Raw genomic sequence first — 10,574 nt, forward strand, 5'->3', positions numbered from 1 at the left:
GCCCAGCGCCGAATTCCCGGTGGTCAACGTCTCGGCCTCGCTGCCCGGCGCCTCGCCGGAAACCATGGCGACATCGGTGGCGAACTGCTTGATCAGCGGCGTCGCCACCGATGTCGCCATGGTTTCCGGCGAGGCGCCGGGCAGCGAGGCCGAGACGTTGACCACCGGGAATTCGGCGCTGGGCAGTGCGGCCACCGGCAGGAACTTGTAGGCGAACAGCCCGCCCAGCACGAGGGCGAACGACATCAGAAGGGTGGCGACGGGCCGGCGTATGCAGAATTCGGAGATCATTGGGCGGCCTCGCCGGCGCTGGTCGCCTCGGCCACCTTGGGCGCAGCGGCACCCGCCGTGGTCTTGCCTTCATGCACCGCGGCGCCGTCCTTCAGCCGTGTCTGGCCCTCGGTGACAACCTTCTCACCGCTTTTCAGCCCCTGGCTGATGGCGCTGTTGTCGCCTTCGGTCAGCGCCACCTGCACCGGCCGCATCTCGACCGTGTTGTCCGGCTTGACCACATAGACGAAAGGGCCCTTCTGGCTTGGCTGCACGGCGACGGTAGGAACCGATGTCATCTGCGGCATGATGCCGGCGTCGAGCACGACATTCACATACTGGCCGGGCCATAGCGAAAGGTCGGCATTGGGAATACTTGCCCGCGTCGCGATAGTGCCCGACGCAGTGTCGACGCTGGAGTCGACGAAATCGAGCGTGCCCTTGCCGATCGGCGTCGCGTCACCATCCTTGGTCAGTGTCACCGCGCCCTGCTGCGGATTGGCAAGCGCCTTGTGCAGCAGGGCGAGATTGCTTTCCGGCAGATTGAAGTTGACCTGCAGCGGGTCCATCTGGGTGATGGTCACCAGCGGGGTCGCCGTGCTGCTGTTGCCATTGCTGACGGTGACGAGATCGCCGACGGCGACGCTGACCGCACCCAGCCTGCCGGAAATCGGCGCCGTGATCGTGGCGAAGCCAAGCTGGACATTGTCGGCGTCGATTGTCGCCTTGTCGGCGTCAACGGTCGCAGCGGCAGCCTTCTGCGCGGCGACGGCCTGGTCGTAGGTCTGCTGCGTGCCGGCCTGCTTGGCAACCAGATCCTTGGCGCGCTGGAGATCGGACTGCGAGCTGGCGAGCATCGCCTGATCCTTGGCGAGCGCCGCTTGATCCTTGGCAAGCTGCGCCTTCAGCGCCCGGTCATCGAGCGAGAACAGAACGTCGCCGACCCTGACCATCTGCCCATCCTTGACGTCGATCGAGACGATCTGGCTGGACACCCGCGCGTTGATGTTGACGACGGCGGGAGACGAGACGAAGCCGATCGCATAACGCCGGATCGGGAAATCGGCTGTCGAGGCGACGGCCGAGAGGATGGAAGCCGAGCGGGCGGCACCGCCGCCACCTGCCGCCTTGTCGCCCGCTGCCGGCTTGCCGGTTGCCGATTTGTCCGCGGCAGCGACCTGCTTTGCGCCGATGAGCTGCTGAGCCTTGCTCAGCGCGTCCGGAGACACATAGAGCCAGGCCGCGCCCGCACAGGCGACGGCAAGCAACGAAAGAACGACTTTTCCACGCATGGTCAAAGGCCCTCTCCACCCGACACGTCGTGGTCCGATGGTTCTACTCTAGCGCAAATCACGGCCCGTTGCCGCGATTTCGCCGAATAGATAGGACGCGCCTTTGTCGGAAAAGGGCCAAAACACGGCATTACGAAGATTTAATGTGCACTGCACAATGGATGTGCAACACGGGCTGAATCCCCATCCGACGGCTTGCGAGCCATCGCCTTCCGGCCTGAGACGACCAGAATGTGCGCGTCTCGACCTATTTGAGCATCGGCCAAAGCGTCGCCGCCAGCAGCACGCCCATGGCGATGTTGAACCATTTCAGCCGTACCGGGTCCGACAGGAAACCGCGCAGCGCGGTGCCGAACCCAGCCCACACCGAGACGCTCGGCAAATTGACGATGGTGAAGGCCACAGCGATCAACACCACCGACAGGAACGGGTGCTCGGCATTGGCATAGACGGCCATGGCGGTGATCGCCATCACCCACGCCTTGGGATTGACCCACTGGAATGCAGCCGCCTCGATGAAGCGCATCGGCCGCGCCTTCGTCTCGCCCTTGCCGGTCAGCGTGCGCGACATGGCGATCTTCCAGGCGAGGTACAAAAGATAGGCGCCGCCGGCGATCTTGAGCGCGGTATGCAGCGCCGGAAACGCCGTCAACACAGCGCCAAGGCCAAGACCGACGGCAAGCAGCAGCACGAGGAAACCCATGCTGATGCCAAGCATGTGCGGAACGGTTCTGACGATGCCGAAATTCACGCCCGATGCCAGAAGCATGAGATTGTTCGGCCCCGGCGTGATCGAAGTCACCAAGGCGTAGACAAGCAGGGCAAGGAAAGCGTCAAGCGACATGGATATCCTCCCCGACAAGTCAGGATCGTTGTCTTTTCTAGGCAACCCGCAAAGGCCCACGGACGGCCCACAGCGGGGCCAGAAGCCTCACTGTGGAAGCTGGCTGGCGCGCCCGGCGCCAGCACCGAAGGCCTACATCGCCTGCGGGCCGCGGTTCAACGCCGCCACGCCGGTGCGGCAGATTTCGACCAGGCCGAGCGGCTTCATGATGGCGATGAACTGATCGATCTTGGAGCCCTTGCCGGTGATCTCGAAGATGAAATGCTCGGTGTTGGCGTCGATGACGCTGGCGCGGAACGCATCGGCCAGCCGCAGCGCCTCGACCCGGGCCTCGCCGATGCCGGCGACCTTGACCAGCGCCAGTTCGCGTTCCAGCGGCCGCTCCTGGCCGGATTCATGCGAACGCACGGTCAGGTCGACGACGCGGTGCACCGGCACGATGCGCTCCAGCTGGTGCTTGATCTGCTCCAGCACATGCGGCGTGCCGCGCGTCACGATGGTGATGCGCGACAGGTGTTTTTCATGCTCGGTCTCGGAGACGGTCAGGCTCTCGATGTTGTAGCCGCGCCCGGAAAATAGGCCGATGACCCGGGCAAGCACGCCCGGCTCATTGTCGACCAGCACGGAAAGCGTGTGGTTTTCCGGCTTTTCCGTTTCCTTGGCGATAAAATAGGCCGAACCGGTCGGTTGTAGCTGTGCGTTCATGACATGAATCTCGATTTCAAGCTCTTGAGCTAATTCTTTGTTTGCGCAGGGCTTTCTCGCGACAGCCCTGCCTTGGTTCTGCCGGCTACACCAGTTCCCTGCCCTTGGCGTCGATGGCATTGGCCACCGCCTCGTCGGTCGCCTCGTCGGGCAACAGCATCTCGTTATGCGCCTTGCCCGACGGGATCATCGGGAAGCAGTTGGCGAGCGTCGCCACGCGGCAATCGAACAGCACCGGCTTCCTGACCGAGATCATCTCCTTGATCGCGTCGTCCAGCTCGTCCGGCTTTTCGCAGCGAATGCCGTGGCCGCCATAGGCCTCGGCCAGCTTGACGAAGTCCGGCATCGCCTCGGTATAGGAATGCGACAGCCGGTTGCCGTGCAGCAACTGCTGCCACTGCCGCACCATGCCCATATACTGGTTGTTGAGGATGAAGATCTTGATCGGCGCATTGTGCTGCACCGCCGCGCTCATCTCCTGCATCGTCATCTGCACCGAGGCGTCGCCGGCAATGTCGATGACCAAAGCGTCGGGATGCGCGATCTGCACGCCGAGTGCTGCCGGCAGGCCATAACCCATCGTGCCCAGCCCGCCCGACGTCATCCAGCGGTTCGGCTTCTCGAAACGATAGTGCTGCGCCGCCCACATCTGGTGCTGGCCGACCTCGGTGGTGATGTAGGTGTCCATGCCCTTGGTCAGTTCGTAGAGCCGCTCGATGGCGTATTGCGGCATGATCACGTCGTTGTTCATCTTGTAGGCGAGCGAGTCGCGCGCACGCCATTTGGCGATCTGCTCCCACCAGGGGTAGAGCGCCTTCTTGTCGGCCTTGGCGCTCGCCCGCCACAGCCGCACCATATCCTCCAGCACCCGGCCGACATCGCCGATGATCGGCACCTCGGTGTGGACGTTCTTGTTGATCGACGACGGATCGATGTCGATGTGGATCTTCTTCGAGTTCGGCGAGAAGGCGGTCAGCCGGCCGGTGATGCGGTCGTCGAAGCGCGCGCCGATGCAGATCATCACGTCGCAATCATGCATGGCCATGTTGGCTTCATAGGTGCCGTGCATGCCGAGCATGCCCATCCAGTTCTTGCCCGATGCCGGATAGGCGCCGAGGCCCATCAGCGTCGAGGTGATCGGGAAACCGGTGAGATCGACCAGTTCGCGCAACAGATGGCTCGCTTCCGGGCCGGAGTTGATGACGCCGCCGCCGCTGTAGATGATCGGCTTCTTGGCGCCCGCCATCAACTCGACCGCCGCCTTGATCTTCTCCAGGTCGCCCTGGACCTTTGGCTGGTAGCTGGTGCGTGGCGCGATCTGCGGCGGGACATAGAATCCCTTGGCGAACTGCACATCCTTCGGGATGTCGACGACGACCGGACCGGGACGGCCGGTGGTCGCGACATGAAAGGCCTCGTGGATGGTGGCGGCGAGCTCGTTGACGTCCTTCACCAGCCAGTTGTGCTTGGTGCAGGGGCGCGTGATGCCGACCGTATCGCATTCCTGAAAAGCGTCCGAGCCGATCAGCGAGGTCGGCACCTGCCCGGTCAGGCAGACCAGCGGGATCGAATCCATCAACGCGTCCTGCAGCGGCGTCACCGCATTGGTGGCGCCCGGGCCGGAGGTCACCAGCATCACGCCGGCCTTACCGGTCGAACGCGCATAGCCTTCCGCCGCATGGCCGGCGCCCTGCTCATGGCGCACCAGTATGTGCTCGACCTCGTCTTGCTGAAAAATCTCGTCATAGATCGGAAGGACAGCGCCGCCGGGATAGCCGAAGACATGCTTGACGCCATTGTCCTTCAGCGCCTGCACCACCATTTCGGCGCCCGTCATCTCGCGCCGCTCGTTCTGTCCGTTGCTCATCGGTCTGGTCCCGTACTGTCGCCATTGGGCGTTTGCTGGTCGTTTAGTCGTGTTTCAGGCAATAAAAAAGGCCCCCGAGGGAGCCTGTGTCTTGCGCATGGGGGGTTTTCGCCCGGCGGTTACACCGCCTTGCCCACGCGCTTTCCTACGAGAATGAGTGCTGTTTTCATGGTGGCGGACACTAAGGGCGGGCAAGGCGACCTGTCAACGGGAAAAATCGCGCCGGCGCGCACAGCGTGCCGGCGCGATTGAGGCGATCAGCGCGGCGCCTTGCAGCGGGAAACGCGCGGATCGCATCTGGACACCTTCCTCGCCTGCATCTTCGCTGGCGGATGGTGAGGTGCCACCCTTGCCGGGCCATGGTGCTGGGGCATGTGCATTGCCATCGCCTGCTGATGCGGCTTCTGTTGTCCGGCACCGCGTGCAGGACGCTGCCCCGAGACCGGCTTGGCCGAACCCGGTTTGGCCGACGATTTGACGACGATACGTCCATCGCCCGCGGTCCTGTCGGCATGCAGCTTGAGCGCATCGGCCTTCGCGCCGTTGCCGGCGGCCATCCGCTTGCGCACAGTGTTGCCAGGCTTCACGACGGCTGGATTGCTCGCTGTCACAGCGCTCGGAGACGTGGCCTTGTCGCCGCTCGCAATCTTGGGGCCATGGCCCGCCACGATTTGCCCGTTCCCATTGGCCGCCTTGGCGGCAGGCATTGCATTGCCGGCAAGCTTCTTGATTTCGGCGCCCCTGGAAGCATCGAGACGTGCACTGGCAAACACGCCTTTGAGCGGAGGAACCAGTTTTGCCGCCTTGATCGATTCCATGACGGGCTTCGGGAGTTGCTGCAGCCGGGGTCCGGCATTGATTGCAACCACCTGGTTGCCAAGCCGCACGCGTGGCGCATTGTTGACCACGACCGTCTGGTTGATGAATGTCGTGTTGCGCACGATGACGACGTTCTCCTGAACCGGCCGCACCACCCTGACCAGATCCACCGCGCCGATCGCCGCCACCGGCACGAAACACCACCAGGCGTCGTCGAAGGCGGCACCGACGTCGGGCGGCGCCGGAGCCCAGCCGACATCATTGCCGCCCTGACGCCAGACCACCCAGGCTGGCGCCCATTGATCGCCGGCGATCCACACCCAGCCGAAATCGGGATCATACGCCCAGCGGCCATAGTGATAGACGACATCGCCGAATGGCTCGGTGGACTGCCAGTACCAGCCATTGTCAGTCCAGACCCACCTGCCTTCGGTGTAGGGCCGCCATTGGGTATGCACCGAGGGAACCCAGACATCGCCGAAGCGGCTGGAGGTTCGCCATCCGCCATAGTTCGAAAGCCTTTCGCGGACGGTGACGGAAATTTCCGCCGCATGCGCCTGTGTTCCGGGCAGCATCAGCGGGCCGGTCAGCGTCGCACTCAAGGCCATGACCGCGGCCATTGCTGCAGCACGTCCACGCCGGCCGAGAGAGTGGCGTGAAGACGCTTGGAAAAAGGATATGATAATCATAACGGGCTCCAGAGTTCCGCATCCAGAAAATCCCGGGAACCGCCCTGCTGCCCGCCACCGCTTCCCGGCTTCTCACCGATCGGTTGTCATCGGCCCCGGTGACCGCATTGCGGCATTTGACCATCAACTTTGCGCGACCGGCGCGGCATTCACAAATGGGACGGTCGTTTCCGGCGCCCGGGCGATTGCGAAACCGCCGGGTGATCCCATTTTGCGAATAAACCATTGAAACCGCTGGAAACTATGGTGGGGCGTGACGAGGGCCGCCATCTCTGACGATACTTGATCGTCCGGCGGCAAGCCCGTCGGAGCCATCACCATGACGATCTGGATTTCACGGGAGGAAACCTGATGCTCGACAAGCCCTCTAGCAAGAAACTGTCTGACGTACTCGACCAGTTCGGCGCCGCGCTTGCTGCCGATGACATCGAGAAGGCGGTCGATTGCTTTCAAGAAGATTGCTACTGGCGCGACCTCGTTACCTTCACCTGGAACATCAAGACCATGGAAGGCCGCGACCAGGTCCGCGACATGCTGAAAAGCCAGTTGTCGAACACCAGGCCATCGCACTTCGCCATCGCCAAGGGCGAGGACGCGACCGAGAGCGGCGAACTGATCGAGGGCTGGATCAGCTTCGAGACGGAGGCGGCACGCGGCTTCGGCCATATCAGGCTGAAGAACGGCAAGATCTGGACGCTGCTGACCACCATGGCCGAACTGAAAGGCCACGAGGAGCCGGCAGGCTTCGCGCGGCCGATGGGCGCCAGGCACGGCTCGGGCAAGAACCGTCCGACATGGAAGGAAGAGCGCGAGAGGGAAGCCGCCGAGCTCGGCTTCAAGACGCAGCCCTATACGGTGATCATCGGTGGCGGCCAGGGCGGTATCGCGCTCGGCGCGCGGCTGCGGCAGCTTGGCGTGCCGACCATCATCATCGAGAAGAACGAGCGTGCCGGCGACAGCTGGCGCAAGCGCTACAAGTCGCTCTGCCTGCATGACCCGGTCTGGTACGACCATCTGCCCTACATTCCCTTCCCCGAAAACTGGCCGGTCTTCACGCCCAAGGACAAGATGGGCGACTGGCTGGAAATGTACACCAAGGTAATGGAGCTGAATTACTGGTCCTCGACCGAGGCCAAAAGCGCTTCCTATGACGACAAGACGAAGGAATGGACCGTTGTCGTCCACCGTGACGGCAAGGACATCACGCTGAAGCCGAAGCAACTGGTGCTGGCGACCGGACAGTCCGGCAAAGCCAATCTGCCGAAATTCAAGGGCATGGAGACCTTCAGGGGCGATCAGCACCACTCGTCGAAGCATCCGGGTCCCGACGCCTATGCCGGCAAAAAGGCCGTTGTCATCGGATCCAACAATTCCGCCCATGACATCGCTGCCGCACTTTGGGAAGCCGGCGCCGACGTGACCATGGTGCAGCGCTCGAGTACCCATATCTCCAGGTCCGACACGTTGATGGAAATCGGACTGGGTTCGCTCTATTCGGAGCAGGCGCTGCAGAATGGCATCACCACCGCCAAGGCCGATCTCATCTTCGCTTCGCTGCCCTACAAGATCCTGCACGAGTTCCAGATCCCGGCCTATGCCGAGATGAAGAAACGCGATGCGGCATTCTACAAGGGACTGGAAAAGGCCGGTTTCATGCTCGACTGGGGCGACGACGAGTCCGGCCTGTTCATGAAGTACCTCAGGCGCGGCTCTGGCTATTACATCGATGTTGGCGCATCGCAGTTGGTCATCGATGGTTCGATCAAGCTGAAGAGTGGCGTCGACGTCGAAGAGATCAAGCAGCACTCGGTCCTGCTCAGCGACGGGTCGGAACTGCCTGCGGACCTCATCGTCTACGCCACCGGCTACGGCTCGATGAACGGCTGGGCCGCCGATCTGATATCGCGCGAAACCGCCGACAAGGTCGGCAAATGCTGGGGCCTCGGCTCGAACACCACCAAGGATCCCGGCCCCTGGGAAGGCGAGTTGCGCAACATGTGGAAGCCTACACAGCAGGAAGCGCTGTGGTTTCACGGCGGCAACCTGCACCAGTCACGCCACTATTCACAATTCCTGGCGCTGCAGCTGAAGGCCAGGCAGGCCGGCTTGGCGACGCCGGTCTACGGGCTGCAGCAGGTGCATCACAAGGGGTAGGCGAGCGCGATTCCGGCGAAGCCGGAAGAAAGAAGGCAGGGCTTGCACCCTGCCTCCTTCCTTTGAGGGAATTACGCCGGCTTACCCGCCGCGAACTGCGTCACCACCCGCTGCAACAGCGGCACGTAATCGCGAAACGTCCGCGTCTTCATGTTGGCAATCTTGCCGCTCTCGTCCCAGATGCGGACCCGGACCGCTTCCTCATGGAACGGGTTCTTGCGGAACTCGGCCACCTCCTCGGCATTCATCGGCCCGCCCTGCAGCGACAGCGTATGCACCGAGGCCGGCGACAGCCTGCCGAAATAGGTCGGATCGGTGGCGCAGAGATAGCGCTTGGCGGCGACATGCAGCCTGACGCATTCGACGATGACAGGTGGAAAGAACGGCGCCAGCACTTCGCCGCCGGCTTCGTCATGATGCTTGTCCTCGACATCCTCGGGCGAATAGGTGCCGAACTCGCTGGTGTAATGGCCAATGTCGTGCAGCAGCGCCGCCGCCACCAGCTCGTCCGGCGCGCCGTCCTTTTCGGCGAACCAGGCGCCCTGCAGCATGTGCTCCGACATGGTGACGGGTTCGCCGAGGTAGGATTCCGCACCCCGGCGCTCGAAGATGTCGGCAATGAATTCGACGATATTGTCCGCGTTCAAATCCTGGCCGCTCATTCCGCCGCCTCCTTGAACCCGTGTTCTATCGACGCGAGCGTCGACAGCAGGCCATCCTTGTCGGCGTAACAGCCCTGCAGCCAGCGCTTGCCGGTTCCGGAAAACGCCTTGCGGGCGTGCATGACGCGCGTGTTGTCGACGATGAAAGCCTGCCCCGCTTCGAGCTTGAACGTCACTTCGAAGGATGGATCCTCGATCAGTTCGGCGAACCGGCGGTAGGCGGCGTAGTACGCCTCCATGTCGGCGAAGGGCACGTCGACCGTCGGCGCCAGCGAGCGGTTGTTGAAGCGGATGCAGATCAGCTCGCCATCGGGCCCGAGCTCGATCATCGGCCGCTTCGCCTGCAGCCGCACACCGGAAGAGCCGGCATATTCGAAGCGCGCCGGGCATGAGCTCAGCAGCCGGAAGCCTTCCGGGTTCTCAGCCTGCAGCGCAGCCGCGACGGCAAACCCGTCGACGACGCTGGATTCGCCGCCCTCAACCGTATTCTCGATGCAGGACAGGATCTGCAGCGTCGGCACGGGGTCGCGATAGGGATTGTCGGTATGCGCCTGGAGCCCGAGATTGGTGTAGGCGAGATTGCTCGGATTGACCTCGGCGCGCACTTCGAACCAGCGGCCGTAATTGGTCTCCCTGATATAGCCGAACAGATCGGACACCTTGCACAGCGCTCCGGATTCGGCCGGCAGATCGTCCATCACCGCAAAGCCATAGGCTTTCACCGCCGACAGCCATTGCCCCAGCACAGCGCGATCATGGCTGGCCGCAGCATAGCCGGCGCGCGGCACCGAATTCTGCATCGAGGCCTTGGTCCATCGCACGGTGGCCTCGTCTGTCCAGCCGGGCTGGCGGGCCGCGTCACGATCATAGGCATTGGCACTCAGCCATGCCGCCGGGAAACTCACTGTTTTCTGCTCCGGCACGAAGCTGACTTCCAGGGCGCCGCCCTTGAGCGATGCCGCGCCGATCCTGGTGTCGGCGGGAATGTCGAGGATGGTGATCAGCCGTTGGCCATTGCCGGCGCTGCGCGTCTTGTCGTCCAGCGCATTGTCGCGCAGCCACATGGCGTGAAAGCGGCTGCGCGACCCGTCCTTCCAGCCAAGTTCGATTGTTCTACCTTCGTCGCCGATCAGCGCCTGGGTGAGCATGGAGATCCGTTCCTGTCCATTGCGTCCCCCGCAGCTGATCCGCAGGGTTTCGATTGCATGTTGATCGCGCGAGAGGCATAATTCAAATTATCCTTTTTTGGCCAATGACCACGATATACTAATG

The 10,574-nt window shown here is 62.9% G+C and carries 9 protein-coding genes; 1 reads left to right on the forward strand and 8 read right to left on the reverse strand.

What is annotated here, in order from left to right; genetic code table 11:
* From EN884_RS11920 to EN884_RS11945, 6 genes are all read right to left on the reverse strand, one after another.
* The coding region (locus EN884_RS11920; RefSeq protein ID WP_245491926.1) for an efflux RND transporter permease subunit at positions 1-291 on the reverse strand (291 nt) is incomplete at its 3' end.
* Complete coding sequence (locus EN884_RS11925; protein ID WP_063168269.1) at positions 288-1,562, reverse strand: efflux RND transporter periplasmic adaptor subunit; 1,275 nt, start codon at positions 1,560-1,562, stop codon at positions 288-290. The genes EN884_RS11920 and EN884_RS11925, both read right to left, overlap by 4 nt.
* A 247-nt stretch (positions 1,563-1,809) precedes the next feature.
* Positions 1,810-2,406: a LysE family translocator gene (locus tag EN884_RS11930; protein WP_024501399.1), complete on the reverse strand. Its 597-nt coding sequence runs from the start codon at positions 2,404-2,406 to the stop codon at positions 1,810-1,812.
* A gap of 132 nt (positions 2,407-2,538) precedes the next feature.
* Complete coding sequence (ilvN, locus tag EN884_RS11935; protein ID WP_013531048.1) at positions 2,539-3,111, reverse strand: acetolactate synthase small subunit; 573 nt, start codon at positions 3,109-3,111, stop codon at positions 2,539-2,541.
* An 85-nt stretch (positions 3,112-3,196) separates the two neighbouring features.
* Positions 3,197-4,978, reverse strand: coding sequence for an acetolactate synthase 3 large subunit (locus EN884_RS11940; RefSeq protein ID WP_082826477.1), 1,782 nt, complete (start codon positions 4,976-4,978; stop codon positions 3,197-3,199).
* Between the two features lie 257 nt (positions 4,979-5,235).
* Positions 5,236-6,417 carry a DUF6600 domain-containing protein gene (locus EN884_RS11945; RefSeq protein WP_063168270.1) on the reverse strand — a complete coding sequence of 394 codons (1,182 nt, stop codon included), beginning with the start codon at positions 6,415-6,417 and terminating at the stop codon, positions 5,236-5,238.
* Between the two features lie 420 nt (positions 6,418-6,837).
* Here EN884_RS11945 and EN884_RS11950 point away from each other — a divergent pair, with 420 nt between their 5' ends.
* A complete protein-coding gene (locus EN884_RS11950) occupies positions 6,838-8,640 on the forward strand; it encodes an NAD(P)/FAD-dependent oxidoreductase (protein ID WP_128360563.1) in 1,803 nt (600 codons plus the stop codon).
* A gap of 71 nt (positions 8,641-8,711) precedes the next feature.
* Here EN884_RS11950 and EN884_RS11955 read toward each other — a convergent pair whose 3' ends face one another.
* Both EN884_RS11955 and EN884_RS11960 read right to left on the reverse strand, forming a co-directional pair.
* On the reverse strand, positions 8,712-9,302 hold the full coding sequence (locus EN884_RS11955) for an HD domain-containing protein (protein ID WP_063168272.1): 591 nt from the start codon (positions 9,300-9,302) through the stop codon (positions 8,712-8,714).
* Entirely contained in the window at positions 9,299-10,450 is a 1,152-nt protein-coding gene (locus tag EN884_RS11960; protein ID WP_063168273.1) for a gamma-butyrobetaine dioxygenase, read from the reverse strand. The genes EN884_RS11955 and EN884_RS11960 overlap by 4 nt, the downstream gene beginning before the upstream one ends.
* Positions 10,451-10,574: the final 124 nt, after the last annotated feature.

The organism is Mesorhizobium sp. M7A.F.Ca.AU.001.01.1.1, from assembly GCF_004022735.1.
GTDB classification, from domain to species: domain Bacteria; phylum Pseudomonadota; class Alphaproteobacteria; order Rhizobiales; family Rhizobiaceae; genus Mesorhizobium; species Mesorhizobium ciceri.